Source organism: Alcaligenes sp. DN25, assembly GCF_023674485.1.
Lineage (GTDB): Bacteria > Pseudomonadota > Gammaproteobacteria > Burkholderiales > Burkholderiaceae_B > Alcaligenes > Alcaligenes phenolicus.
Map to the genome: position 1 here is coordinate 184,657 of NZ_CP098408.1, position 26,900 is coordinate 211,556.

Consider the following 26,900-nt stretch of genomic DNA (forward strand, 5'->3'; position numbering starts at 1 on the left):
GCGACATTGGCCCGCCGGATAGCCCCACATGATAGCGTGATTTGACGCCAAATTCTTTTCAAGAAGCCTGTCGCTCCCATCCCAGGTGGTTATGTAACCACGTATCGTAAGCGTCCATGTCTACCCAACCCACTTGATTTCCGGGACGGATGCGCCAGCTGTTATGGCGTTTGATCACGGTTTCAATGGATTGTTGGGTAGCCTGCCCCAGACGTGGATGCAGGTCCTGATACATCAGGTTTCGACCCGCTCCGTGATAGTCCACACCCCGCAAACTGCCTTTAGTCAGTCGCAGCCCAGGCAGGCGCATGTCCAGTAATACAGGGTGAAGGACGCTAAGGTCTGTGTGCGCCAGTTCCGCCAGCGTCAGGCCCGTCGCCCTGGCCTGCCAATGCATCCAGGCCAGCGCTACCTTATCCAGATCGCTGATGGTTTCTTCGTCTTCATCAGGCAGCACACCGCCGCCAATTTGGCTGTGCGCGCCGATAAAAGGCATTTCCACGGTATTCATGGCCTCTGCCAGGGCGCTTAAAGGGAAGTAGGCGCGGTGTTCATGCATGGCGACGGCATGAGCAACCCAGCTCCAGGCGTCAGACACACCCAGGCGGTATTGGGAGTTGCTGCCGCCTCCCAGCCCGAACTGGGCCACGGTGTCGAACAGCCCTAAAAAACGGGGCGTGATGCAGGCACGGATGGCGCCGCGCTGCGGATCATTCAGCACAAACCAGCCCTGCTGCACGTGGTCCAGAATTCGATTGGAAAAGTCTCGTGCCAGTGCCGCTCCCCGAGAGAAACCCAGCAAGTCCACGGGTACAGCGTTAGGAGCCGGGCCTTGTTCCTGCATGCGATTCAGAAAATTGTTCCATTGCGACTCCAGAATCTGCCCTGCTCGCCAAGCAGTCAGTGCATCCCAGTTCAGGGTGACTGGATCACCCGGCCCTGCGGCATAATGCACCGCCCCATCCTGATACAACTGCGACAGTTTCCACACATTGCTATTGGTAATAGGAGCCTGTCGTGTGCCATCAAAGGCGAACAGGAGCAGGCCGGTGGGATCAATATGACGCAAAGGCTGTTGCTGTGCGTAACCCACGGCCTGGGTTTGTGGCCAGGGCCCCAACGGGTCCGCTTCCAGATACTGTCCGTGATCGGGTAGATAGGTACGCAAGAGATTGTCGTGCCAGCCGGTAGCCGATTCCGCGTACTGCCCCGGCAGACGTAGATTGAATTCCAGGGTTTCAAGCAAAGGTTCGGCCTGTCCTAAAGGGTTCAGGTCGGCAGCCCAAACCGGCTGGGTTTGCTGATCGCTAATCAGCCGCACAGCTCCCATCAAATCACTATGCAGGTAATACAGCTGCCCTTGTCCGTCTGGCTGATAAACAATCATGCCTATTGGTGTCAGCCCGGCATACAGATAGCGCCGGGAGATGAGCTGGCCGGGTGTAGCTGGTAAATCCAGCTCAGCCATTAATTGCTGGCCGTGAAAGAAGAAGGCACGCTCCTGATTGCCTTGCTTGCGCCAGATGCGTTGGCCAAAGGCATCGTGCCGGTATTCGACCAGTGTGGAGCTTGCTGTTTGCACACGCTTCAAGCGACGGTTGGGGCCGTAGTCCAGATTCAGGTTTCCGACGGCTTTCGCCGTGCCGGAGGATGAACGCTGAATGGAGGCGGCTGGCCTCGGGTGGCGTGCAGCCAGTTCACCGTTGTGGCTCCAGGCCAGCCACTGTTCGGGTTCTGTCTGGTCCTGGCGGAAAGCGATGAGCCGGCTTTGGGCGTCGTAGTGCAACAGCCAATGACGGGTTTGCTGTAGCAGCGGGTATTCATGACGATCCTCCAGCACCCTGCCTTGGGCATCCAGACGGCGGGCTTGTGTCCAGGCAGGTTTGCCATCCGGCTGCAAAAGCATCAAATCCACCGCCTGCCCGGTGCTGTTCGCATGGCTGATCAGTTGAAGGCCATTGCCCCAGGCATAGCCCACCTCTTGTGCGTGGATCACGGTCTGGCTTTGCCCGGTTTGCTTGATCCACTCCAGAGACAGCAATCGTCCGCTTTTGTCCCAGTGATAGCGTAGCTGGCCACCTTCCGGCAGGGTGTGCCGCGTCAGCTTGCGCTGCTCGTCGTACTCAAAGCGCTCGGTCCAGCGTTGGCCGGGACTATGGCGGCGTTCCAAACGGCGCTCTTGTAGTAAACCGGCCCGCAATTTGAGCCATTGCGTTTCTGTGGGATGAAGAATGCGCAGCGCGCCAGGCCCGAGCCAGTCCAGCTCACTGCGTTCAGTGTCCTGACCTTGTTGATGTTCAAGACTGCTCAGGCGTCCCTGTTGGTCGTACTGAATTTGGAGCGCGCCTCCTTCGGCATATTCGAGGTGCGTCAGTTTGCCATTCGGGTTCCAGCGCCGTGTTTCGCTTCCATGCTGGCTGGTTGCCCAACTTTGCAAGCGCCCTTTTTCATTCAGCTCCAAACGTAATGCTCCCCAGCCGCCCTGCCTTTTCTCCAGTCGAGAGAGCGTTCCATTTGCCCGGCGTTGCGCTGTCCAAGGTCCGGCCTGCAACCAGCGCCCTTGTGGGTCATATTGCCATTCCGTGCTGTGGGCCGGACAGTCCCTACACAAGCGGCTTTCCAGTTTTTGTAGCCGCTGCAGGCCTTGATGGTCTCGGTAATGGAAGCGATGTCGCTCCGTACCTATGGACCATTCGCTCAGACCCGGCTCATAGCGTGCCGTCCAGTCTTGCTTGAAGGCGTGGGAGATCAACCTATTGACTCGGCCTTGGGCGTCGTACTCCCATTGTTGGATTGGCTGAGGGGCTTGCCCCGGTGCTTGCAGGCTGCTGCCACCCAAACGGTGCGACCAAGGTGTGGGGGCTGGATGATAGAGACGTTGCATGCCGTCCGGACGGCTGACGCTGGCCAGCCAGATTTGTTGATTCTGCCGTTCCAGAAGCAAGCGAAATGGCCCGGCCGGGGTTTTAATATTGATAGCCGTAGCCGTAGCCGTAGCCGTAGCCGTAGCCGTAGCCGTAGCCGTAGCCGTAGCCGTAGCCGTAGCCGTAGTTGCCTCCGTCGTCGCTGCTGCTACTGCGGCCGTTCCCGCTGCCCTTACCGCCCTTGTGACATGGGTCAGGGAACTGGTTTTAGTTTGGGATTGAACCTGTCCTGATGCCTGAACTTGAGTTTGGTTTTGTCCTGGTTCTTTGCTCTGTTCCAGCCCTGGTAGCGACACCGACTCCTGCGTTTGGCTTTTCCAGTCAAACACCAGCGCTTGGCCCAAATGATTACGGACAGTGTTAACCGCATACGCCTGCGGATGCGTGCCCGCAAAACGTTCTATATCCAGCCACTGCTGGGTAGATATACGCACATGGATTAACCAGCCCTGCTCATCAAACCGCAGAATCAAACCATTCGGCCCTTGCCAGAACCAGCCCGAACTTTGCCGCTGTGCAGGTGGGTACAAGCGCGTTTGTCTTCCATCCGGCATGAACAAGGCATGGCCTTGCTGCCGCAATTGCAGGTCGTAATTCAAGGCCCAGCCAGTTTGCCCAAGTGTCGGTGTGGGGTTTTGCCCCTGCCCATTCCAATGACGCTGTAATTGCAGCAAAGGCCAGGCCTGGCTTAGCGGCAGGTCTGTATCACTTTGGTATTTTTGTCCGCTGAGCAAATCCACGGGATTGAGCAAACCCATATCCGTTGCGGGCTCGGCCTGTTCCCCCAAGGCGGCCGCTGGTGCGCAGCGGGTGGAAGATGGAGGCAATGGACATTCAAGCGAGCTTTGTGACCAGACCAGGGACGGCAAGGTGGTCAAGAGCAAGATTAACCATGGCAGAAACGCGGCAGGCATGAAGGACTCTCCAAGACGGGGAAAATCCTGCTATCTTGCAGGGGTGTGTATCCTGAAAGTCGAATCGGAAACACAAAGATCCATAAGGAGAAACCGTATGCTAGTCGTCTTTAAAAGCAAAGCCGCCGCCGATGTTCTGATGTTCTCTGAACATGCCATGCCTATTCTCCGGGCCGCGGGGCGTTCCTATCCTGATGGTTTGCCCGAGCGTGGCGTGTTCACGGCAGAGCAACTGTCCGAAGCTATTGGCAATATTGAGCGAGCGATCGGGCAGGACCGGGAAAACAAGCATTCGCCCCACGAGGACGAAGACGATGAAAAGGAACACCCGATTTCACAGGCCGTGAGTTTCAGCCAACGCGCCTATCCTTTGCTGGATATGTTGCGCCAGGCGAATAACACTGGCGTGCCGGTGATGTGGGAACCGGCTGATAGCTCCTGGTAGTCTCTGGAATGTCGGCCTGCCGACAATTTGGCAGGCCTTCTTTGCTTAAGCTCCAAAGTTGATCTATTTTTTTTCGGAGATCGTCTATGAGCGCTATGGTGCTTGTGATCTTTAGTCCTCGCCAGCACATAGAGCTGGTCACTCCTATACAAACCATTGACGCGGACAGCGGCAAGCAATCGCGTGACTGGTTTGATCGCACCTGGCAAGAGCTTGGCTGTGAACCCCTGCGGGCCAGCGGCAAAGTGCTGTTGCTGGACAAGATTATGGGCGTGGCCGATGCCCTGGGTTACACGCTGCTGTCGCAAGACGATGAGCGCGCCCAGGAATTTGCACGCCATTGCTTGCAAGCGGTGGGCTCCATGCAAGTTACTGTGGATTTGCCGGGTTTGGCGGTCACGTACTGATCTGCGGCAAGGCAAACGAAAACCGGCTCTTGGGCCGGTTTTTTTTCTTTCTGATTCTTCGGCAAGGGTTGCCGTGTGTGCTGTGACACTCTTATCCTTGCCTGCACCATCTTCAACTTCTTCCTTCCCAGCGCCATGGATCTGAACACGCTAGAAAAGTACCTTGATGCCTCACCTGTGCTGCAAGCGCATAAACAGTATTTCCTGGACCTGGCACAACCGGCGGTTGCCATCCGTTTGGGGCAAGGCCAGGGTCAGCTTTTGCAAAGCCGCTTTGGTGGTCAACCTATGGTTCCTCCAGGCTTTACTTGGCCCGAGCATCCGGACGGTGAATATTTATTTGTCGGCCAGATCAATTTTGCGGAGCTGCCGGAAGGACCGGATCGCCCAGCGAATTTGCCCACGAGCGGGCTGCTGTCGCTGTTTTACGGTATGGATCAGGAAGACGCCATTTTCTGGCGCGATGAGGACTATCTGAAGGCTTTTTACTGGCCGGACACCACTGATTTTCACGAGCTTCAGGCCCCTCATGACTGGGGTACAGCAAGTCGGGAAGTGCTGTTCGAAAACTGCATTGATATTCCTCGCCATGGAGAGCTGCGCAAGGATTGGCCAGTGGATATGGACGAGCTGTATGACTGGTTTGAGGAGCTGGAAGAAAGCGGCGACTTGCCGCGCGACTATCTGCTGGGTCGTCCCTCTTGGGACAGTTTGGGCTATGACCCTACGCCGACGCAGGACGAGTATCCCAGTCAGTCGCCATGGCGTTCACTGCTGACCTTGCAGTCCCATGATGATTTGAACTGGTGCTGGCAAGATGGTGCCCGCTTGATGGCCTTTATTGAAGAGGACAAGCTGCGCGCCAAAGACTTCAGCCGTCTTCAAGTGGATTGCGGCTAAACAGGGGGCAAGCTCCGTGTGGTGAGATTGGCCGTTTAGAGGCATATTGGCACAGCCATTTGTACTGTGCCACGAGCATTGGTTTTACGCTCTGGTGCCGAACAGCCGAACAGCCGAACAGCCGAACAGCCGAACAGCCGAACAGCCGAACAGCCGAACAGCCGAACCAACCGGGCTATTCAAACTGACCAGGTCCAGTCCGACCTGGCCCAGTCCGGTTTACCTACGGCGGGGGGCCACAATCTAATGGCCCGCCCACGAAAAACCCGCCTTGTGGGCGGGTTGCGGGCAGAGCGACGATAAGCCGGGCTGCGAAAGCGGGTCAGGCGCGGTTATGGTGAACCGGGCGGGCGCTTGGGTGGGATCACCACCCAAGTCGCGACATGAAGACGGTATTAAGCCGTGGTGGCTTCAGCTTCTTGCTGGGCGATGGTGTGGCGGTTAACCGCACTCAAGATCGCCAGGAAGGAGGAAGTCACGATGTCGGCGTGGATGCCCACACCAAAGCCCGATGGGCTGTCGCCGATACGCATTTCCACGTAAGCGGCAGCGCGGGTTTCAGCACCGGAACCGATGGCGTGCTCGTTGTAGTCCATGATCTTGATAGACAGATCCAAGGCATTCACAAAGGCAGAGATCGCGCCTTCGCCCGAGCCCTTCAAGGTGCGAACCTGGCCGTCGTGCTCCACATCCACTTCAATCGTGAATTGTTGGCCGCTGTCAGCGTGAGGCTGGCTGATGATGTTGTGCTTGAGCAGCTTGTAGTGCTTCTTGCAGTTCAGGTATTCAGATTCGAAAATGCCGTACACATCTGCAGGCGTCACTTCCTTGCCGGAAGAGTCGGTGACGCGCTGAATGGCGCGGCTGAATTCGATTTGCATGCGGCGTGGCAAGACCAGACCGTGCTCTTGTTCCAGCAAGTAGGACACACCGCCCTTGCCCGACTGGCTGTTGACGCGGATCACCGCATCGTAGCTGCGGCCCAGATCGGCCGGGTCGATAGGCAGGTAAGGGACTTCCCAGATTTCGTCGGCTTTTTGTTGAGCCAAACCTTTCTTGATGGCGTCCTGGTGGGAGCCGGAGAACGCGGTAAAGACCAGGTCGCCTGCGTAAGGGTGGCGTGGGTGCACGGGCAACTGGTTGCAGTACTCGGCGGTGCGACGCACTTCGTCGATGTCCGAGAAGTCCAGTTCAGGGTCCACGCCCTGGGTGTACAAGTTCAGGGCCAAGGTCACCAGGCAAACGTTGCCGGTGCGCTCGCCGCTACCGAACAAGCAGCCTTCGATACGGTCCGCGCCAGCCATCACAGCCAGTTCAGCGGCAGCGACCGCAGTGCCACGGTCGTTGTGCGGGTGCACGCTCAAGGTGACGTTGTTGCGCTGTTCCAGATTGTTGTGCATCCATTCGATCTGGTCGGCGTACATATTGGGCGTGGTGGCCTCAATCGTAGCGGGCAAGTTCAGGATGACACGTTCGTCGGCGGCTGGACCCCAGGCTTTCACGACGGCGTTGCACACCTCCAGAGCAAATTCGGGCTCGGTAGTGCTGAACACTTCGGGCGAGTATTCGTAACCCCATTGGGTTTGCGGATACTTGGCCACTTCGTTCTTGACCAAGCGTGTACCGGTCAAGGCAATTTCCTTGATCTCGTCCTTGCTCAAGTTGAAAACAATCTTGCGAAAGGCGGGGGCACAAGCGTTGTACAAGTGAATGATGGCGCGTTTGGCACCGGCAGCCGCTTCAGCCGTGCGCTTGATCAGGTCTTCGCGCGACTGCGTCAGGACGATGATGGTGACATCTTCAGGAATGCGGTTTTCGTCGATCAGCTTGCGAACGAAATCGAAGTCGGTCTGCGATGCGGATGGGAAACCGACCTCGATTTCCTTGAAACCGATTTTGACGAGTTGCTCGAAAAAGCGCAGTTTGCGAGCCACGTTCATGGGCTCGATCAGGGACTGATTGCCGTCACGCAAGTCCGTGCTCATCCAGATGGGCGCTTTGGTAATGCGCTTGGAAGGCCAGGTGCGTTCAGCGAAGTCGCGATCAAAGGCGACAAAAGGACGATACTTTTGAGAGGGGTTTTTCAGCATTGCCATGGGGATACCTGTCGGACAAAAAGTGTTGATTACTTCTTGCCGTCACCAGCGATTGCAGCATTTACGTAGGCCGGTGGCGGCACAAATGACGTAGATGTGGCTGAGTATTGGCTGCCGAACTGCCACGGGACACTAGGCCCGGCAACCGGACGCTAGTAGTAGCAGCTGGGATAGGCTGGAGGCAGGGGCCGAAGAACGGCCTTCACGCACGGAACGCGACAAGGCTGCTTCAGCGGCGGGGCTGAAACCTTGGCAGGCGTAGGAGAATTGGCGTGCGTGAGTCATGACCGTTAGTCAAACACAAAAAAAACAGGAAGGCAAGCTTTAGGCTTGTGGCCCGTGACGTTCGTAGTCGGCTTGCAGCAGGCGGCTTTGCTGCTCGGCCAGTTCGATTTTGCTAAAACGTCCGGAGCGCAACTCGCTATGGGCTCGTTGTAAATCGCCCACAGTCAACGGGCTGCGCTGGTCGGGCCAGCACCACAAAATCACTTCACGGGCCGGACGGCTGAGTGATCGGGCCAGTTGAGCCACCGTGGACTCGTCGATAATGCGTTGCTGGTTGCGTCGCATGACCCCTTGTACGAAGCCATACAAAAGATAGGCAATAATGAGGGTTATGACGCCCACTACCGTCCACCAGAAAAACGGGTTGTACTGCTTGATCAGCGCCAGGTTTTGAATGCTCAAGGCCTGCAGGCCGGAGTAATCCAGGCCACGCCCAAAGCTGATAAGACGGTTGAGCAGGTCCCACCAGATAATGGCGACCACGATAGTGACTACGGTGCAGATAATAGTGGCCGTGGCGCACAGCTTGAACAGTGTGCTGCGCAGAGCCTGACTATCGTTGGCGGTGGGTGTCTGGGCGTTGTCAGTTTTCATGGAAACGATTGTACCTATGCTTACGCGTCAGTCACTAGATTTACGCCAGCAGCAAACGCTGGTTTTGACGCCGCAATTGCAACAGTCTATTAAAGTGTTGCAGCTATCGGGGGCCGAGCTGGAGCAGGAGTTGGCTCAAGCTTTGCTGGATAACCCCTTGCTGGAACGTCTGGACGTGCAGACGGATGTCGCCGCCGAGCCATTGCCCGAAGCCGCTTCGGGCGAGGCGGAATCCTCGTGGGCGAGCCTTGAGTTTCCCAAACATCAGGGAGATTCGGACGACCCTGACTGGACTCCCGAATCGGCCATTGCCCAGGACCTGGCTGCTTATTTAAGCGAGCAGCTGGGACTGTTGCGTTTGAGCGACCGTGACCGCGCTTTGGCCCAGTTATTGATCGATGAGCTGGACGATAACGGCTACCTGCCCGTCTCGCTGGAAGAGGTGCTGGACTGCCTGCCCGACGAGCTGGATATTGATGAAAGTGATTTGCGCTGTGCGCTGGCCCAGGTGCAGTCCCTGGACCCGGCCGGTGTCGGTGCGCGGGATCTGGCCGAGTGCCTGGACTTGCAACTGATGCAACAGGCTCAGCAATTGGAACCCGCCTTGCTCGATTGCGCCCGCTATCTGGTGCGCGAGCATGTCGGCATTCTGGCCTCTCCCAGTCAGTTGCGTCAGCGTTGTGCCGGTCGCTATTCGGCCGAGCTGGTCGAGCGCGCCCATCATCTGGTCTTGAAGCTGGACCCCAAACCGGGGCGGGCCTGGACGCAGGACGTCTCGGCTTATGTGGTACCCGATGTGCTGTTGATTCGCGGCAAGGACAATTGGCAGGCGGCCTTGAATCCCCTGGCTGTGCCACGCCTGCAATTGGTGAATCTGCACGATTACGAAATTGAAGCGCACCCTGCCTTGCTGGCAGAGCGCCAAAAAGCGACTGGCTTGCTGCGCAGCGTTAACAGCCGTTTCGTGACGATTTTGCGGGTGGCCCAAGCGATTGTGCAGATGCAGCAGGACTTCTTCACGCAAGGTGTGTCGGCGCTCAAACCCATGCAATTGGCCGATCTGGCAGCCGAGCTGGATTTGCACGAGTCCACGATTTCTCGTGCAACGCGGCAAAAGTACATGCAAACACCGCATGGAGTGATGGAGCTTAAACAGTTCTTTACCGTGGCCTTGGCCAGTGCTGATGGCAAGGCTGATCTGTCGGCGGCTTCGGTACGGGCACAGATCGCACAGATGATTCGTGACGAGTCGCCAGCCAAGCCTTTGTCGGATCAGCAGATTACCGATCTCTTGCAGGCTCAGGGCCTGACTTTGGCGCGCCGTACGGTGGCGAAGTACCGGGAAGCGGAAGGTTTGGCACCGGCTTCACAACGCAAGATGCGGGCGGCGGCTGGGGTCTAGGAAAACGGGCTACAGCAGGTCAAAGGTTCCTGGCGAGCCTGGCCGAGCAACTCGCAGCCTTGGACGTCAAAACAATAAACAAACAGGGCCTGCGCGCACATATGAACACGCCCTGCAAAAGCCCTCCTTTGCAGCCATCTGCTCCGCTCAATTAAATAGCCAAGGCTCCTGCTTCTTGCGCTGCTGTTCGTAAGCCCGAATAGTTTCCATCTTTTGCTCCGTCACGCTGACGTCATCCAGCGCTAGCAGCAAACGGCGTCGGCGTTCCGGTTCTATCTGGAAGTGAATGCGCTGATCGGGGCCGATCAACATGCCCGCCTCCAGATCGACCATCCATTCAGCCCAGGGATGATTGGTGGCGGTGACAAACAGGGCATCTACCTGGTCGGTGTTGAGTTGTAATGGCAACAGACCGTTTTTAAAGCAGTTATTGCGAAAGATGTCTGCAAATGAAGTGGCGATCAGCACCGAAATACCCAAATCCTTCAGTGCCCAAACTGCGTGTTCGCGGCTGGACCCGCAGCCGAAGTTCTCGCGTCCGAGCAGAATCCGGGCTCCCTGGGCGTGCGGCTGATGCAGGCAGAAACTGTTGATGGGTTCACGCTCGTCCAGTGGTTTGCCGGGGTAGCCAATGTCCGCGTACCGCCAGTTGTCGAAGGCATATTGTCCAAAGCCAGTGCGCGACAAGGATGTCATGTACTGCTTGGGCAAGATCGCGTCGGTGTCTACATTGGCACGGTCCAGCGCAATCAGGCGCGAGCGCACGGAAGTAAAAGGTGTGTTCATGCGGCGTCCCAGTTACGGATATCGACAAGATGGCCCGCAATTGCAGCGGCAGCAGCCATGGCGGGGCTCATCAGGTGTGTACGTCCCAAGGCGCCCTGCCGGCCTTCGAAATTGCGGTTGGAAGTGGAGGCGCAGCGCTCGCCCGGGTTCAGGCGGTCTTCGTTCATGCCCAGGCACATGGAGCAGCCCGGCTCGCGCCATTCAAAGCCGGCTTGCGTGAATATCTGGTCCAGGCCTTCCTGCTCGGCCTGACGGCGTACCAGACCCGAGCCGGGTACGACCAAAGCTTGCAGCACTGTGCTGGCTACGCGTTTGCCTTTGACCATGGCAGCGGCGCTGCGCAGGTCCTCAATACGCGCATTGGTACAGGAACCGATGAACACCCGGTCTATGGTGATGCCTGCCAACGGCTGCCCGGCCTGCAAAGCCATATAGTTCAAGGCGCGTTGGGCATCAGCTTGTTTGCCCGTGGCAGCGGCTAATGGATCAGGTACAAGCTGGTCGATGGCCGCCGCCATATCGGGCGATGTGCCCCAAGTGACTGTGGGGGCAACCTGCGTGGCGTCGATCAGCAAATGCTGATCGTATTGGCAGCCTTCATCGCTGATCAGCGTGCGCCAGTACTGCTCTGCCTTGTCCCATGCCTCTCCTTTTGGTGCCAAGGGGCGGCCGCGCACATAGTCCAGGGTCTTGTCGTCCACAGCGACCAGACCAATACGGGCCCCCGCTTCGATCGCCATATTGCACAAGGTCATGCGCCCTTCCATGGACAAGGCACGGATGGCGGGGCCGGTAAATTCGATGGCACAGTCCCGTCCTCCATCCGCACCCATGCGGGCAATGATGTGCAGGACCAGATCCTTGGCGGTGCTGGTGGCAGGCAATTCACCTTGCACATCGACCTGCAGGCTGCGCATGCGTTTTGCGGCCAAGCATTGCGTGGCCAGAACATGCTCCACTTCGGAGGTGCCAATGCCAAAGGCCAAGGCCGCAAACGCACCATGCGTGCTGGTATGGGAATCTCCTGCCACGATGCTGGAGCCGGGCAAGGTCATGCCCTGCTCGGGTCCGATCACGTGGATGATGCCCTGGCGCTCGTCATCCAGGCCAAAGTAGCGCAGGCCAAACTCCCGGCTATTGATCTCCATCTGGTCGATCTGTGCCTGCGCCAACGGGTCTTCCAGACGCTGATTGCGGCGGTGCGTGGGCACGTTGTGGTCCACCGTGGTCAGCGCAGTTTCCGGGCGACGCACTTGGCGTCCGGCCAAGCGCAAACTCTCGAAGGCTTGCGGACTGGTGACTTCGTACAATAACTGGCGGTCTATGTAGATCAGATCATGCTCATCGTCTACCGTCGCAACGCGATGTGCATCCCAGAGCTTTTGAAAAAGGGTGCGGGCCGTGCTCATGGTTGGCACACCTTCAAGGCGTAGGCTGGTCCTGCTTTGTGCAGGCGACTTTGAACGGGCTCTTGCGTCAGGGCTGCGATTTCTTCGGCCAAGGGCTGGAGCGCTTCCAGACTCAAGCCTGTTTCCACACCGCTGATTTGGAACATATGGGCCAGATCTTCCAGGCTGGCATTGCCGCTGGCACCGGGGGCGTAAGGGCAACCGCCCAAACCGGCCAAGGCTGCGTCAAACCGACGCCCTCCTTCGCGATACGCGGCCCAGGCATTGGCCAGGGCCAGCCCGCGGGTGTCATGGAAATGGGCGGTGACGCCTTGTTCACCATACAAGCTCAAGGCAGCCTGGGTCAGACGTTCCACATCGGCGGGCGAGCCCATGCCGGTGGTATCGCACAGGCTGACGGAGCTGGCTCCCATGCGTTGCACTTGTTGCATCAGTGCAATCACGTGCGCGGGGGCGACGGCGCCGGTAAAGGGGCAGCCAAAAGCGGTGGACAGGGACACGTTGACTGGCGTTTTGCCCGCCGCTTCCAGCACTTGCTCCAGCTGGGCCAGTGATTGCGCAATGTTCATGCGCAGATTGGCCAGGTTATGCGCTTCAGAGGCCGAAAATACAAAGTTCAGCTCGTCCATATTGGCCGCTAAAGCACGCTGTGCACCGCGCAGATTGGGAACCAGGGCGGTGTAGCAGACTTGGGGCGCGCGCGCGGTCAGGCTAGCCAGCTCGTCGGCATCCGCCAGGGATGGGATGGCTTTGGGCGAGGTAAAGGACGTCAGCTCTATCTTGCGCACGCCGCATCGAGGCAGTGCTTGCGCGATACGCAGCTTGTCCGGCGTAGGCACCCAGCGTGGCACAATTTGCAGGCCGTCACGCAAGGTGACATCAGTTAATAACACGGTACTCATTCCACGATTCCTTGTTCACGCAGAGCTTGGCGGCGCTCCGGGCTCATGCCCAGTTCTTGCAGGATGCTGTCTGTGTGTTCACCCAACTCCGGCCCCAACCATTGGGTGGCACCGGGACTGCGGCTTAGCTTGGGGACGATGCCGGGTATGGTCAGTTCCTGGCCGTCCTCCAAGGTGTGTTTCTCCAGCATGCCGCGGGCCTGGTAATGCGGGTCATCAAGAATGTCGGCGGCGGTGTAGATGCTGCCGCTGGGGACTTCAGCCTGATCCAGCACGCTCAACACCTCTTCCAGGCTGCGGGCCCCTGTCCAGTCGCCAATCGTCTGGTCCAGCATGGCGCTGTGTTCCACCCGTCCGGCGTTGTCGGACAGGTGCGGATCGCTGGCCAGATCAGGACGGTTCATGGCCTGCATCAGACGGATGAAAATGGCGTCACTATTGGCGGCAATCACTACCCATTTGCCGTCGCCGGTGGGATAGGTGTTGGAGGGGGAGATGCCGGGCAGGCTGGCCCCGGTACGTTCGCGCTGATGACCGTTCAGTTGATAGTCTGGAATCAGGCTTTCCATGATGGCAAAGACAGATTCATACAAGGCCACATCAATCATCTGCCCCTGCCCGCCTTCCTGACGTAGATGGTGCATGGCCAGCAGCGCGCCAATCGTGCCGTACAGCGAAGCCAGCGTATCGCCCAGGCTGACACCGGCTCGTACAGGGGGCCTATCCGGATAGCCGGTGCCATAACGCAGGCCACCCATACATTCCGCGATGGCGGCAAAGCCGGGGCGACGGTGATAGGGGCCGTCCTGTCCATAACCGGAGACGCGCACCATGATCAGGCGTGGGTTCAGTGCGTGCAGCGTTTCCCAGCCCAGGCCCCAGCGTTCCAGCACGCCGGGGCGGAAATTTTCAATGACGATGTCGCTTTGCAAGGCCAGTTCACGGGCAATTTCCTGGCCCTCGGGCTGGCGCAGATCCAGCGCAATGGAGCGCTTGTTGCGACTTTGTACGCGCCACCACAGGGAGGTGTCCTTGTGCAACTGCCGCCAGCGGCGTAGCGGGTCGCCCTTGCCAGGCGGTTCGATCTTGATGACATCGGCCCCGAATTGGGCCAGCAGGCTACCGGCATAGGGGCCGGCAATCAAGGAACCCAGCTCCAGGACTTTGATGCCTTTGAGCGGGGGTTCGGTAAAGCTGTTCTTATCCATTTCTGTTTCCTCCAGTTATTGATTCTGGGATAGAAAAAGAAAGTAGAAAAGCAATCAAATATTATGCTGCCATCGTAAAAAATGTGGATGGAAAATAAAAAAACCCGCATGAAGCGGGTTTTATTTTTTAAAGCGTTCTGGGTAACCAAAGAATGATTTCGGGGAAGATTGTCAAAATCACAATCGCCAAAATTTCCAGTGCCACAAAGGGCAGAGCCCCGCGTGTAATCTGCTGTAGCGATATTTGTGGGGCAATGCCCTTGATCACATACAGGTTCAAACCCACCGGCGGCGTAATGACGGCCATTTCGCAGGCAATAATCATCACAATGCCAAACCATAATGGATCGTAGCCCAGCGCCACAATAACAGGCAGTAAAACAGGTGTGGTGATCAGGATAAGAGAAACAATATCTAGAAACATGCCCACGACAATCAGAAACAGCAGCACGAACAGGAGAATGACCCAGGCTGGCTGAGACGATGCCGTAATCAGGGCCACCAGCTTTTGCGGAATCATCAAGCGGGTCATGATGTAGCCAAACAGCAGCGCTGCGGCCAGAATCAGCAAAATCATGCCACTGGTGACGGCGGTGGAGCGCAGAATCTGCAAGGCCGTGCGCCAGTTCATTTCCTTGTAGGCAATGGCAATGATGAATGCCCCTGCAGCACCAATGCCGGCCGCCTCTGTCGGAGTAGCAATACCCAGATAGATCGTGCCCAGCACCAGCAGAATCAGCAAGGAAGCAGCCCAGATGTCTTTCAGGGCGGCCAGTTTCTGTGCCCAGGTAACGACTTCCGAATTGCGCGGTGCGGACTCTGGTTTGAATATCGCAACCAGAGCGACATAGATCACCATCATGACGGTGACCATCAAGGCGGGTAGCAAGGCACCAATGAACAGCTTGCCGATGGATTGATCCGCCATTTCGCCATACAGCACAAAGCCAATGCTGGGTGGAATCAGCAAAGCCAGGGCACCGGCCGCAGCAATCGTGCCGCCAGACAGGCTGGGCGAGTAACCACGCTTGAGCATTTCTGGAATGGCAAAGCGACCAATCGTGGCGGCACCCGCCACGCTGACCCCGCTCATGGCACCGAAAACGGCCGAGCTGCCCACACTGGCTACAGCCAAACCACCGGGCAGGCGGTTCAGCCACAGATAGAACAGCTGATACAACTTGCCGCCGATACTGGTGCGGGCGATGACCTCACCCATCAGAATGAACAGCGGAATGGCGATCAGGGAATAGCTGGCCATGCCGCGGTGCAAGGTGGCGGGAATGACGTCCAGGCCGCCCAGGCCGGATTTCATCAGAATGCCGGAAACACTGGCGACACCCAGTGCGGCAAAAATGGGGGTGCCGATAACCATCAGGATGGCAAAGCAGGCCATCATCAGGCTGAAAATGAGCATGGAATCCATGTCAGAACTCCTTGATGCTGTCGTTGGATTCCACACTGTTCGGGATGAACAGCTGGCGCAGAGCAGCCAGGCCCAGCAAGGTGCCACCCAATGGGATCATGCCGTAGGCAATCCACAGGGGGAAACGCAGCATGGAGGCCGAGCGGTAGTTACGGGCAATCGCGGTTTCCACCACGGAAATACCGGCCCACAGCAGTACCAGGCAGAAGAACAAGATGCACAGCTGCGAAATGCAGGTGGCCAGGCGCTGGCCGCGTGGCGAGAAGCGCATGTGGAAGGCTTCCACGCTGACGTGGCGGTTTTCCAGGTGAACCCAGCCGATGGACAGCCAGGAGCAGACCAGCAGCAAGTACACGCACACTTCGGTGATGTAGATGCTGGGGCTATTAAAGACGTAGCGTGCAATGACGCCGTAGGTGCAGGCAATCATCAGAGCGGCCAGTGCAACTTCGGCCACCAGAATGGCGAGCCGGTTGCTACCGCGCGCAAATGCGCCCAGAAAATGAATAAGTGGATTCATGGTGTCTCCACACGAGGGATGCGCGCCGGCTGGTGGTCCGGCGCGCAGTCACGCGTGATCAGGGCTGGCGGGTTTTTTCGATCAGTTCCAGATAAGCGGGACCGTTTTCAACCTGCTTGCTCCATTCATCAATGGCGGCTTGGGTTTGCTGACGCATTTCGGCCAGTTGAGCGGGCTCAACACGATTGATGGTCACACCGGCTTGCTCGTAGCGTTGCAGGGCCTGGCCTACAAAGGCGTTCACGCGCTCAAACTGTTCTTCGTCGCGCTGGTGGGCGGCCTTGCTGATGATTTCTTGCAGATCAGGTGGCAGGGATTCCCACTTTTTGCGGTTGATGGTCAGCACGGACACATCGATACCGAAGTTGGCGATGGACAGGTACTTGGCCACTTCATACAGGTTGCGGCCAATGCCGGTTAGCAAGGGACGTGGGGTGGCGTCGATCACGCCACGGTCAAAGGCCAGGTACAGCTCGGAAGACGGCATGCCGGTAGGTGAGCCCCCCAGCAGTTGCAGGGCGCGTGCGTCCATGGAGCTGGTCGATGCCCAGACTTTGCCCTTGATGTCCGCGGCCGAGTTGATCGGTGCCTTGCGGCTGTAAAACTCGTACGGGTCCCAAGGGGCCAGGCCCAGCACCACGGCATCGTGGGTGTCACGCAGTTCCTGCTCGGCACCCAGCTTGAACAGACCTTGATCCAGGGCACGCTTCAGGTGGGCCGTGCTGTCAAACAGGAATGGCAGGGTAAAGATGTTCAGCGCTGGCACGGTGCCGCTGGGGTACGTGCTGGTCATGTTGACGATATCCACGTCACCGCGCGACAAGGCTGGCAGCTCCTCGTAGCCATCGAACAGCTGACCGGAGTGGAACACGTTGATCTTGATGCGACCCTGGCTTTCTTTTTCCACGGTCTGAACGAAGTTCTCGATGGGTTTCCAGGCGTATTCGTAGGCCGGGGGCAAATAGGTTGAGAAAGTCAGCTCAACTTCTTGGGCTTGGGCGGGCGAGATGCCCAGCGCCAGGGTGCAGGCGGCCATCGCCGCTGTCAGGGCTTTTTTCATGAGAGTCTCCTGTGGTTTCTTTTTTTGTTGCGCGTTTAAAGCGTGTGTAGATGAGCGATCAAGTCTGCCGAGGGCAGGACTTCGGCGTACTTGCTGGCCATATCGATCAGATTGCTGCGATGTTGGGCTGCCGAGCGGTCAGCCACCGCATCTTCAGCCACGAACGGGGCAAATCCCGACTGCAAGCTGTCCACCACGCTGGCACGCACGCAACCGCTGGTGGTGGCACCGGCCACAATCAGCATGTCGCAGCCCTGATGGGCCAGCAAGGCGGGCAGCGGCGTGCCGTAAAAGGCGGAAGCCTGGGTCTTGTACAGGATGATGTCTTGTTCGGGGTCGTAGTCCAGCCGTGGGTCCAGCTCACAGGCAGTCGAACCACGCAGCAGGCAGCGCAAGGACGAGGCCTTGGTCAGCCACAGATTGGCGTCGGCCAGATGGGCTTCGTAGCCGATGATGGTGAAAATAACGCGACCCTTGCCACGCATGGCGCGAATCAGGGTGTTGGTTTGTTCGATCTGGCTGTCGCAGTTCGAGGCCAGTGGCGTCAAGCCAGGCTCGGTAAAGCCGCGTTGAAAATCGATAACGACCAAAGCCGGCTGTTGCCCCATGGGCAGGGTGCCGTCAAAGCCCCCTTTCAGATTGTCGCTGTCGCGCATCTTGTTTCTCCCCTCACTCTCTATTCCTGACTTAAATAATCAGGTTCCGTATTATGTGCGTAGTCTGTCATCGCTAATGACGTGAGTACAGCGTCAAATTGCGATGGTGCTATCGCAATTGATGATGGCAGAGTGCTTGTCGACCCGCCCTTCCTAGGATGGAATACTGGCTTATGAACATCGATCCCAAATCTTTACGGCTGTTTTTATTGGTGCTGGAACGCGGCACCATCTCGGGGGCGGCCGAGCAGTTTCATATTGCGCCTGCCGCGGTCAGCAAGCGCCTGAGCGATCTGGAGCAGCAACTGGGCGCAGCCCTGATTGAGCGCAGCAACAAGGGTGTGTATCCGACGGCAGCGGGCAAATCATTGGCGGCCATGTCCCAGCGCCTGCTGGACGATATGGATGCCATGGGCGCGCTGATGCGCGACTTTGCCGGCGGGGCCACTGGGCATGTGCGGATTGCGGCCAACCTGTCGTCCATCACGCAGTTTTTGCCGCAGGCTTTGAGCTCTTTTATGGCGCGTCACCCCAAAGTGCGGGTGTCCTTGGAGGAACGTATCAGTGCTGGAGTCGCCCAGGCGGTGGCCGATAATAATGCTGATCTGGGAGTACTGATTCGAGGCGTAGGCAGTGCCGAGGTGGAGTACTACGACTATCGCCAGGACGAGCTGGTGTTGCTGGTGCCTGCTACCCATCCTTTGGCAGGACGGGGGGAGTTGGCCTTTGCCGACACGCTGGATTTCGACTATGTGGGGATGCACACTGGCAGTCACCCCAATTTGCTGCTGTTACGTGCCGCCAGCGAACTGGAGCGCACCTGGCGTTGCCGCGTGCAGGTGACCAGTTACGATGCCCAGTGCCGCATGATTGAGGCGGGGCTTGGAATTGGCATGTTGCCGCGTTCTGTGGCCGAGTCCTATGTACAAAGCCTGGGCCTGGCCTTGTGCGTGATCAAGGAGCCCTGGACCTCACGTCGCGTGGCCTTGTGCGTGCGTAGCCGCTATAGCTTGTCGCCCGCCGCGCGCTTGTTGATGGACCATCTATTGCAGAATTGATGCGACTGTCGTTTTCAGGCCAAGACCGCAAGGGCAGGCTGCAAGCCATTCCCAGGGCTATATCGAGGAAAGACAGTTCTTAATGAGAATGACTCTTGATATTTTCAGGTTTCTTGATAATAATAGTTCTCATGTTTATCTGCATATGTAACGCGATCACCGAGCGTCAAGTACAAGAAGCAGTACGTGGCGGCGCTTCCAGCCTGGCAGACCTGCAAGGTCAGCTTGGCGTGGCGTCTTGCTGTGGCTGTTGCGCGGAGACGGCTCAGGACTATTTGCCCGGCGGACGCTATGCCAATCAGACCATGATTGCCAGTCTTGAAACCGCCCGGGTGGATTACGCTGCCAACGACAGCCTGATCCCTGCCCCTGAGTTCGGCCGTCTTGTTTGTCGCGCCTAAGCGCGTGTTTTTGATCAGGATTTTCCATTCCCGCTATTGTTAGTGGGAATGATTGTTATTGGTCCTGTTACTAACCCAAAAGTGCAACGCTTTCTGGGTGTTTAGCTGTTTTTTAAGCCATGGCACATGCGTGCATGGTAGCCTGTCACATTCATCCCCCATTGTGTTTTTGCCTGCATCGCGCCTGAGTGCGATCTGTGGCGTGAGCAGCATTTGTGGGGGCTCGGCGGCTCCTTGGGGGGAGCGCCGTCAGATTTACAGGAGAACAGCATGTTTGGCGATAAAGTGGTAATTCAGCATCTGAACAAGCAGCTAAAGAACGAACTAACAGCAATCAATCAATACTTCTTGCACGCTCGCATGTTGAACCATTGGGGCTTTAACAAGCTGGGCAAACACGAGTATGACGAGTCCATCGGCGAGATGAAGCACGCCGATATGCTGATCGAACGTATCTTCATGCTGGACGGCCTGCCCAACCTGCAGGACATGCACAAGATCATGATCGGTGAGAACGTGCCTGAACTGTTGGGCTGTGACCTGAAGCTGGAACAGGCTGCCCGTCAGACCGTGGTAGAGGCTATCGAGTACTGTGAGTCCACCCGCGACTACGTGTCGCGTGATTTGTTCTTGAAGATTCTGGACGACACCGAAGAGCACATCGATTGGCTGGGTACACAGCTGGAGCTGATCGAAAAAGTGGGCCTGCAAAACTACCTGCAATCGCAGATGGGCGACCACGAATAAGTCTTTGTGTGGTCAGACCAAAAAAAAGCACCCGTTACTAACGGGTGCTTTTTTATTGTCCTTGGCAGCTTCCTGCTCTGGAAACGAAGCCTTCAATTGCAAAGGCAGCGTAGCCTGGGAAGCGACTACAGACAGCTTAGAAGGACTTGCTTGGGCAGCCAGGCACCTTGCCCCAGGCATTGTTCGGACCGCAGTACTTGTTGCGGGCATCCCAGGAACAACTTGGGCGATCGAAAAAGCCTTTTTGGCTACAGGCATTCAACTCTTGCTGCAGCTGTGCCTGCCAGGCACCGTTATTGTTGCCGGCCACTTGAATATCTTGTGGTGGCGGTGGTGGGGGCGTGCCTATATCTACCGGCTGGATAGGCTCGGAGCCACCCAGGTTTACACGAGCAATCCCTTGCAACTCCCGGTTCTGCTCGGTCATGGCAATTTGAATGGCCTGCTCCAGCGAAATGGACGTGGTGGCCAAGGCAATAGGTGGCTTTTCTTCCGTCAGCGTGGACGTGTCAATTTCCCAAGCGATCGGTGTGGGTGCTTGCGGCACTCCCAGGCGGCCATTGGGTAAAGGCTGCGGCGGTTGCGCGGTAAAGGGTTTGCCATCGGCATCAAGCGTAGGCAAGTCTGACGGGTCGGGGGTGCTGACCGCCATGGACTTTTCAGGGCCGTGCGCGATTAGCCAGTTCCCCAGTTCCAGGCCGCCCCACACTGAAGCACCTGCGGCCAGCAGCAAGACAGCAATGATAAAACGCCAGGGCATAAGCGATGTCTCGGTTGAATCAGGGGCAATCCGGTCGGCCGGATGCGCGTAATTAAAAGAAAAGAGCCGTCATTGTAGCGAAATGTCGGCCCTGCTCTTGTGACAGAATTAGACGGCATCCCCGAAAACGTGTCCACCATGTTCACGTAATGCGTGGAATTCAATGCCCGGATTCAGCTCCTGAGCCACGCGCAACTGCGCAGGCGAGCTTGCTAAAAAGGCAGTGGCCTCGACCACGTCATAAGCAATATTGCCCGCGTTGGTCTCGATAAACTTCTTCATGTCCTTGGGGTCTTTGGCTGTTACCCAGCGAGCCATATTGAAGCGGCTGGACGACAGGCGCGCTTCCACACCGTACTCCGTTTTCAGGCGGTGGGCCACCACTTCAAACTGCAGTTGGCCAACCGCGCCCAGCAGCATCATGCCGCCTGCCATATGGGGACGGAACACCTGAATGGCGCCCTCTTCACCCAGCTGGGTCAGGCCGGTACGCAATTGCTTGGTGCGCAATGGGTCTTTGACCTCAATGGACTGGAACAGTTCGGGGGCGAAGAAAGGCAGCCCGGTAAATTGCAGGTTTTCGCCTTCGGTCAGCACGTCGCCCAATTGCAGGATGCCGTGGTTGGGCACACCGATAATGTCGCCAGCAAAGGCATCATCCAGCAGTTCACGGCGTTGCGACAGGAAGGACACCACGTTATTGGGGCGAATTTCCTTGCCGGTACGAGACACTTTCAGTTTCATCCCGCGCTTGAAATGGCCGGAGCTGACGCGCACAAAGGCCACGCGGTCACGGTGGGCGGGGTCCATATTGGCTTGCACCTTGAACACCACACCACTGAACTTGGGCTCGTCCGGCTGCACTTCACGCTGCAAGGCAGCGCGTGGGCCAGGAGAAGGAGCCAGATCAACCAGTGCGTCCAGCACTTCCTGCACACCAAAGTTGTTGATGGCCGAGCCAAAGAAAACGGGGGTTTGCTTGCCAGCCAGGAACAGGTCCAGATCGAATTCGGGGGCTGCAGCATTGAGCAGCTCGATTTCTTCCTGAGCCTTTGCAAAGGGCTCGCCAAAGCGTTCGGCAATCACAGGGTTGTCCAGGCCAGGGATGATTTCATCCTCGCCATGACGTTCCTGACCGGGCTTGAACACACGCATATGATTGGCGCGCAGATTGAACACACCGCCAAAGCGACGTGCCATCCCGATAGGCCAGGAAAACGGCACCACTTCCATGCCCAGGTGCGATTCGATTTCCGACAGCACATCCAGCGGCTCTTGAACTTCGCGGTCCAGCTTGTTCACGAAAGTGATGATGGGCGTATTGCGGGCCCGGCACACTTGCAAGAGGCGAATGGTTTGCGGTTCCACACCGTTGGCCGCGTCAATCACCATCAAGGCGGCGTCCACGGCGGTCAGCACACGGTAGGTGTCTTCGGAGAAGTCCTGGTGACCGGGGGTGTCCAGCAAGTTGATCACGCAGTCGCGGTATTCCATCTGCATGACCGAGGAGGCCACCGAAATACCACGTTGCTTTTCAATTTCCATCCAGTCCGAGGAGGCGTGACGGCTGGCTTTACGGGCCTTGACGCTACCTGCAATCTGAATCGCACCCGCGAACAACAGCAGTTTTTCTGTCAGTGTGGTCTTACCCGCGTCAGGGTGAGAAATAATGGCAAAGGTGCGGCGTTTCTTGACTTCAGAGCGTATGTCACCGGACGACATTGAAAATCCTTGTGGCAGCGCCAGTCTGGCGCGTGGAAAACAGTGAGCGAATTATCCGTAAAGCAGAGCTTGGGGGCAAGCTGATGCGTGCACAAGGCTAACGCGACACGCTGGCCAATACCGTCCCTGCCAGAATAAATAGCGAACCGAACACGCGGTTCAGCAGCCGTACATGGCTGGCCTGACGCAGCAAATGCAACATGCGAGCGGCCAGCGACGTGTAGCAACCCATGGCCACCAGATCCGTAAAGCACAGGGTCATGGCGATCAGCAGGTATTGCAGCGGCATGGGCCGATTCAAGTCCAGAAACTGGGGCATGATGGCCAGCAAAAATACCAGACCCTTGGGGTTGGTGATATTGATCAGGCAACCCCGTATCAACAAATCGCGAATACGAAAGTCGCTGGGTTCCTGACCTGTGACCTGCACCGGCATGGCGTCGGTGCGCAATTGCTTCCAGCCCAGATAAATCAGGTAGGCGGCACCCAACCATTTAAGCGTGGTGAACGCCAGTTCCGAGCGCGCCAGGACTTGGCCCAATCCCAGGCTGATGATGAATATCTGGATCATGATCCCGATATTCAGGCCTATAGCCATCCAGTAGCCACGCTTGAAGCCGTATTTCAGGCCGGAGGACATGGAGGAAATCGCACCTGGGCCAGGTGAAAACGAAATAACCCAAGAAGCCGCGAAAAAGGCGAGCCAGGTGCTCAGTGCCATGGTGTGCTCGGTTCAAAGGCGGGCGCTGTGCCCGCCTTTGGCAGGCACAGCCCCTTTTCAGGGTTTAGGCTTTGGCTTGGGCAGAACTGCGGTTGCTGCGGTTCGGGCCGCGGCTGTCCTGACGGCCACCGGGGCGACCTTGGCCAGCACGGGCTGCGCCACCGCCTGCACCGCCAGGAGCGGCGCTGCGACGTGGGCGGTTGTCGTTGCCAGGACGGCGCGGACGGCTTTCGCCATTGCCACCACGGCCTTCAGCGGAGCGACCTTGACCACCACCGTTAGGGCGACGGGCACCAGGAGCACGAGCGCCAGGAGCGCTGTTGAAGCGGCGCTCTGCGTAGGTGTCTTCCTTGGCTTCTTCAGCCAGAGCGGCGCGCGAAGGAGGCGTCCAGCCTTCCACCACGATGCGTTCGATAGGATTGCGGGTCATGCGCTCGATCTGCTTGAGCAAACGCATTTCGCTGCGATCCACCAGCGACAGGGCCACGCCTTCGCTACCGGCACGGCCAGTACGGCCAATGCGGTGAACGTAGTCTTCAGGAACGTTAGGCAGTTCGAAGTTGACCACGTAAGGCAGTTGATCAATGTCCAGACCACGCGCGGCGATGTCGGTGGCAACCAGTACCACAACCTTGCCGTTCTTGAAGCCGGCCAGCGCACGGGTACGAGCCGCCTGGCTCTTGTTGCCGTGCAGGGCTTCAGCGGCCATACCGTCCTTGGACAGTTTTTCGGCCAAACGGTTGGCGCCGTGCTTGGTGCGGCAGAACACCAGAACCTGGTTCCAGCCGCTTTCGCGAATGATGTGGCTCAGCAGATCACGCTTGTGTGCCTGGTCAGCCAGAATCACTTGCTGGGTAATCAGTTCGTTGGTGGTGTTGCGGGCAGCAACGGCCACTTCGTCAGGGTTGTTCAGCGAACCACGGGCCAGTTCACGGATTTCGTCCGAGAAAGTCGCCGAGAACAGCAGAGTCTGGCGATCAACCGGCATCAGGCTGATGATCTTGCGAATGTCGCGGATAAAGCCCATGTCCAGCATGCGGTCGGCTTCGTCCAGCACCAGGATTTCCACGCCGGTCAGGTCCACGGTGCGTTGACGCACGTGGTCCAGCAAACGGCCAGGAGTGGCTACCAGAATGTCCAAGGGCTTGCGCAGCGCATGGAACTGGGGGTTGATGTTCACGCCACCAAACATGACCATCGAGCGCAGACGGGTGTGCTGGCTGTACAAACGTACCGATTCTTCAACCTGGGCGGCCAGTTCACGGGTAGGGGCCAGGATCAGCGCACGTGGGCGGCCTGGTTTACGGTTTTGCTGAGGGTTGTTCAGCAGACGGTGCAAGATAGGCAGGGTAAAGCCTGCGGTCTTGCCGGTGCCGGTTTGAGCGGCAGCCAACAGGTCGCCACCTTCAATGACCTTGGGGATGGCCTGGGCTTGAATAGGGGTGGGGTGGGTATAGCCTGCGTCGGTTACAGCACGCAACAGAGGTTCTGCCAGCTCAAGAGAGGCAAAAGTGATTTGAGAGTCCAAGAATTTTCCAGTGACTAGCCCAAAAGCCCTCTTTGGGGCCCTACCAATCCAGGCTAAGGTGTTTTGTTATGGCGACAATGCCACGGCAGGGGCAAGAACGCCGCCTGCTGCAAGAGGCGCAGTGATTGGTGCGCTGCGCAATCTGCCATTATAGCGTGAAATTAGTAAAAATCCTCATTGACCATCTTGTATCATTTTGAGCGGTAGCGTTAAAACAACCTGCTTCAAACGTAAACGGTCAGGCGGATTGCCCTGCCGGATTTGACAGAAATTGTTAAGCGCCGCCATAGACGTACTTGTTATGCTGCGGTACGCGGTTTACGCTTGGCGTGCACGGACCGCCGGGCTCTGTTTGGCACGTGCCCGAGCAAATGGGTCGTAACCCGTTTTTGTTGTTTATCTGCTTATTTTTGCAGGAAAAAAATCATGACATCATGGATACGATGGGTCTTTATCAGCAGCGTGGCGGTTTTGCTGTCGGGTTGTGGGTATAACGAGATCCAGCGCCTGGACGAGCAGGTCAAGGCCGCTTGGTCGCAAACCTTGAATCAATACGAGCGCCGCGCCGAACTGGTGCCCAAGCTGGTCAGCTCGGTCAATGCCTATATGGTGAACGAGCGCGCGGTGCTGACGCAGGTTACCGAGGCGCGCGCCAAGGTCGGCACCATTCAGATGAAAGTGGATGATCTGGACAACCCCGAAGTGATGGCTCGCTTCCAGGAAGCCCAGAATCAGTTGTCTTCGGCGCTATCGCGTTTGATCGCCGTGTCGGAAAACTACCCGCAACTGAAAAGCGATGGCCTGTTCCGCGACTTGATGACGCAGCTGGAAGGCACGGAAAACCGTATTGCCACCGAACGCGGCCGTTATGTACAGACGGTGCAGGAATACAACCTGTTCATCCGTCAGTTCCCTACCCTGATTACCGCCAAGCTGTTTGGCTACAAGGTCAAGGAAAACTACGGCGTGGATCGTCAGAGCGAAATCACGCGTGACCCCGAGGTCAAGTTTGATATTCCTGCGACCCCCGCTCCTGCTGGGTATTGATTAATTCTGGAGGTGGAGTCATGAACGTGCACGATCTTGCACTGACTGCTGGGCCTGGGTCTGCACGTTCTGGCAGGCTGGTCTGGGCCTGTGGTTTGTTGATGGCCTTGTTATTGCTGTGCTGGCCCTGGACGCAGGCGCAGGCCAAACCTGAACCGATTCCCGCCATTGCGGGGTGGGTAACGGATACCACGGGCACCCTTAGCCCGGATCAAAAAGACGCCCTGAACCAGCAGCTCAAAGCCGTGGAACAGGAAAAGGGCGCGCAGGTCGTGATTCTGATGGTACCTACCACAGGCGAAGAAACCATCGAACAATACGCGTTGCGTGTCTTTGATCAGTGGGAAATTGGCCGCAAGAAAGTGGACGATGGCATCTTGCTGCTAGTGGCCAAGGATGATCGCCGTATGCGTATCCAGACCGGCTATGGTCTGGAAGGCGCGGTCACGGACTTGCAGGCGGGGCGCATCATCCGCGAACAGATGACGCCTCGTTTTATCGAAGGCAACTTCTATGCCGGTATCCAGGCCGCAGCCGATAGTCTGGTGGGTCTGGTCAACGGCGAAGAGCTTCCCCCTCCTCCTAAAAATGCCCCTGTCACCTCGTCGGGTGAAGAAGGTGTGTTCTGGGAGCCTTTGCTGGCTGTAGGCGCGATTGTATTTTTTGCTTCGCCTTTGTTTGCCGCCTTTGCTGCTGGTGTGTTCACGCTGGTGGTGTCGGGCAGTATTGGCCTGGCCCTGCTTGCCGCTGTTGTCGGTGCAGGCTTGAGCATGATTGGCCGACTCTTTGGGGCAGGCGGCAAGTCCAGTTCCGGGCGTGCCTCGCGCCGGGGTGGTGTCATTGGCGGCTTGGGCGGTTATTCCTCCGGTGGTTTTGGCGGGAATGGTGGCAGCAGTGGTGGTGGCTTCGGCGGTTTTGGCGGAGGCAGCGGCGGCGGTGGTGGCGGTAGCGGAGGCGGTGGCGCTTCCGGTAGTTGGTAAGG

At 57.7% G+C, this 26,900-nt stretch carries 25 protein-coding genes; 9 read left to right on the plus strand and 16 right to left on the minus strand.

Annotation, left to right across the window (positions count from 1 at the left end):
• Positions 1-58 precede the first annotated feature (58 nt).
• Positions 59-3,838: a phospholipase effector Tle1 domain-containing protein gene (locus tag NBV64_RS00795; protein WP_250756451.1), complete on the minus strand. Its 3,780-nt coding sequence runs from the start codon at positions 3,836-3,838 to the stop codon at positions 59-61.
• A gap of 97 nt (positions 3,839-3,935) precedes the next feature.
• Here NBV64_RS00795 and NBV64_RS00800 point away from each other — a divergent pair, with 97 nt between their 5' ends.
• From NBV64_RS00800 to NBV64_RS00810, 3 genes are all read left to right on the plus strand, one after another.
• Positions 3,936-4,283: a DUF1840 domain-containing protein gene (locus NBV64_RS00800; protein ID WP_009463576.1), complete on the plus strand. Its 348-nt coding sequence runs from the start codon at positions 3,936-3,938 to the stop codon at positions 4,281-4,283.
• An 86-nt stretch (positions 4,284-4,369) separates the two neighbouring features.
• Positions 4,370-4,690, plus strand: a complete 321-nt coding sequence (locus NBV64_RS00805) for a hypothetical protein (protein WP_009463574.1) — start codon at positions 4,370-4,372, stop codon at positions 4,688-4,690.
• 135 nt (positions 4,691-4,825) lie between these two features.
• Positions 4,826-5,590 carry a YwqG family protein gene (locus NBV64_RS00810; protein WP_250756453.1) on the plus strand — a complete coding sequence of 255 codons (765 nt, stop codon included), beginning with the start codon at positions 4,826-4,828 and terminating at the stop codon, positions 5,588-5,590.
• A gap of 395 nt (positions 5,591-5,985) precedes the next feature.
• On the opposite strand, the gene leuA is transcribed toward NBV64_RS00810, so the two are convergent.
• The 3 genes from leuA to NBV64_RS00825 form a co-directional block, all read right to left on the minus strand.
• Entirely contained in the window at positions 5,986-7,680 is a 1,695-nt protein-coding gene (leuA, locus tag NBV64_RS00815; protein ID WP_031232806.1) for a 2-isopropylmalate synthase, read from the minus strand.
• Between the two features lie 138 nt (positions 7,681-7,818).
• Positions 7,819-7,971 (minus strand): hypothetical protein, encoded by a 153-nt coding sequence (locus NBV64_RS00820; RefSeq protein ID WP_155624357.1) that lies wholly within the window; start codon positions 7,969-7,971, stop codon positions 7,819-7,821.
• A 39-nt stretch (positions 7,972-8,010) separates the two neighbouring features.
• Positions 8,011-8,565, minus strand: a complete 555-nt coding sequence (locus NBV64_RS00825; RefSeq protein WP_250756454.1) for a hypothetical protein — start codon at positions 8,563-8,565, stop codon at positions 8,011-8,013.
• A gap of 16 nt (positions 8,566-8,581) precedes the next feature.
• On the opposite strand from NBV64_RS00825, the gene rpoN reads away from it, so the two are divergent.
• Positions 8,582-9,967 carry an RNA polymerase factor sigma-54 gene (rpoN, locus tag NBV64_RS00830; RefSeq protein ID WP_009460262.1) on the plus strand — a complete coding sequence of 462 codons (1,386 nt, stop codon included), beginning with the start codon at positions 8,582-8,584 and terminating at the stop codon, positions 9,965-9,967.
• Between the two features lie 147 nt (positions 9,968-10,114).
• Here rpoN and leuD read toward each other — a convergent pair whose 3' ends face one another.
• The 8 genes from leuD to NBV64_RS00870 form a co-directional block, all read right to left on the minus strand.
• The gene (leuD, locus tag NBV64_RS00835; protein WP_250756455.1) at positions 10,115-10,753 is read right to left on the minus strand and encodes a 3-isopropylmalate dehydratase small subunit; all 639 of its coding nucleotides are present in this window, start codon (positions 10,751-10,753) and stop codon (positions 10,115-10,117) included.
• On the minus strand, positions 10,750-12,162 hold the full coding sequence (gene leuC, locus NBV64_RS00840) for a 3-isopropylmalate dehydratase large subunit (protein WP_009460260.1): 1,413 nt from the start codon (positions 12,160-12,162) through the stop codon (positions 10,750-10,752). Before leuC ends, leuD begins: the two co-directional genes overlap by 4 nt.
• Positions 12,159-13,064, minus strand: coding sequence for a hydroxymethylglutaryl-CoA lyase (locus NBV64_RS00845; protein ID WP_021447115.1), 906 nt, complete (start codon positions 13,062-13,064; stop codon positions 12,159-12,161). Before NBV64_RS00845 ends, leuC begins: the two co-directional genes overlap by 4 nt.
• Positions 13,061-14,272, minus strand: coding sequence for a CaiB/BaiF CoA transferase family protein (locus NBV64_RS00850; RefSeq protein WP_009460258.1), 1,212 nt, complete (start codon positions 14,270-14,272; stop codon positions 13,061-13,063). The genes NBV64_RS00845 and NBV64_RS00850 overlap by 4 nt, the downstream gene beginning before the upstream one ends.
• A gap of 127 nt (positions 14,273-14,399) precedes the next feature.
• The gene (locus tag NBV64_RS00855) at positions 14,400-15,698 is read right to left on the minus strand and encodes a TRAP transporter large permease (protein WP_250756456.1); all 1,299 of its coding nucleotides are present in this window, start codon (positions 15,696-15,698) and stop codon (positions 14,400-14,402) included.
• Position 15,699: 1 nt separating this feature from the next.
• Positions 15,700-16,218 carry a TRAP transporter small permease gene (locus tag NBV64_RS00860; protein WP_250756457.1) on the minus strand — a complete coding sequence of 173 codons (519 nt, stop codon included), beginning with the start codon at positions 16,216-16,218 and terminating at the stop codon, positions 15,700-15,702.
• Between the two features lie 58 nt (positions 16,219-16,276).
• Positions 16,277-17,278, minus strand: coding sequence for a TRAP transporter substrate-binding protein (locus NBV64_RS00865; protein WP_009460256.1), 1,002 nt, complete (start codon positions 17,276-17,278; stop codon positions 16,277-16,279).
• Positions 17,279-17,313: 35 nt separating this feature from the next.
• The gene (locus tag NBV64_RS00870; protein ID WP_009460255.1) at positions 17,314-17,934 is read right to left on the minus strand and encodes an isochorismatase family protein; all 621 of its coding nucleotides are present in this window, start codon (positions 17,932-17,934) and stop codon (positions 17,314-17,316) included.
• Positions 17,935-18,107: 173 nt separating this feature from the next.
• Here NBV64_RS00870 and NBV64_RS00875 point away from each other — a divergent pair, with 173 nt between their 5' ends.
• The 3 genes from NBV64_RS00875 (at position 18,108) to bfr (ending at position 20,140) form a co-directional block, all read left to right on the plus strand.
• Positions 18,108-18,992 (plus strand): LysR family transcriptional regulator, encoded by an 885-nt coding sequence (locus NBV64_RS00875; protein ID WP_009460254.1) that lies wholly within the window; start codon positions 18,108-18,110, stop codon positions 18,990-18,992.
• Positions 18,993-19,123: 131 nt separating this feature from the next.
• On the plus strand, positions 19,124-19,393 hold the full coding sequence (locus tag NBV64_RS00880; RefSeq protein ID WP_009460253.1) for a (2Fe-2S)-binding protein: 270 nt from the start codon (positions 19,124-19,126) through the stop codon (positions 19,391-19,393).
• Positions 19,394-19,663: 270 nt separating this feature from the next.
• Positions 19,664-20,140, plus strand: coding sequence for a bacterioferritin (gene bfr, locus NBV64_RS00885; protein WP_009460252.1), 477 nt, complete (start codon positions 19,664-19,666; stop codon positions 20,138-20,140).
• Between the two features lie 136 nt (positions 20,141-20,276).
• Here bfr and NBV64_RS00890 read toward each other — a convergent pair whose 3' ends face one another.
• The 4 genes from NBV64_RS00890 to NBV64_RS00905 form a co-directional block, all read right to left on the minus strand.
• The gene (locus NBV64_RS00890; protein ID WP_250756458.1) at positions 20,277-20,900 is read right to left on the minus strand and encodes a hypothetical protein; all 624 of its coding nucleotides are present in this window, start codon (positions 20,898-20,900) and stop codon (positions 20,277-20,279) included.
• 108 nt (positions 20,901-21,008) lie between these two features.
• Positions 21,009-22,622 carry a peptide chain release factor 3 gene (locus tag NBV64_RS00895; RefSeq protein WP_009460250.1) on the minus strand — a complete coding sequence of 538 codons (1,614 nt, stop codon included), beginning with the start codon at positions 22,620-22,622 and terminating at the stop codon, positions 21,009-21,011.
• Between the two features lie 97 nt (positions 22,623-22,719).
• Positions 22,720-23,343 (minus strand): LysE family transporter, encoded by a 624-nt coding sequence (locus tag NBV64_RS00900; protein WP_009460249.1) that lies wholly within the window; start codon positions 23,341-23,343, stop codon positions 22,720-22,722.
• A 64-nt stretch (positions 23,344-23,407) separates the two neighbouring features.
• The gene (locus NBV64_RS00905) at positions 23,408-24,871 is read right to left on the minus strand and encodes a DEAD/DEAH box helicase (protein WP_009460248.1); all 1,464 of its coding nucleotides are present in this window, start codon (positions 24,869-24,871) and stop codon (positions 23,408-23,410) included.
• 426 nt (positions 24,872-25,297) lie between these two features.
• On the opposite strand from NBV64_RS00905, the gene NBV64_RS00910 reads away from it, so the two are divergent.
• Together NBV64_RS00910 and NBV64_RS00915 are read left to right on the plus strand one after the other, a co-directional pair.
• Positions 25,298-25,918, plus strand: a complete 621-nt coding sequence (locus NBV64_RS00910; protein WP_009460247.1) for a LemA family protein — start codon at positions 25,298-25,300, stop codon at positions 25,916-25,918.
• A 20-nt stretch (positions 25,919-25,938) separates the two neighbouring features.
• On the plus strand, positions 25,939-26,898 hold the full coding sequence (locus NBV64_RS00915) for a TPM domain-containing protein (protein ID WP_009460245.1): 960 nt from the start codon (positions 25,939-25,941) through the stop codon (positions 26,896-26,898).
• Positions 26,899-26,900: the final 2 nt, after the last annotated feature.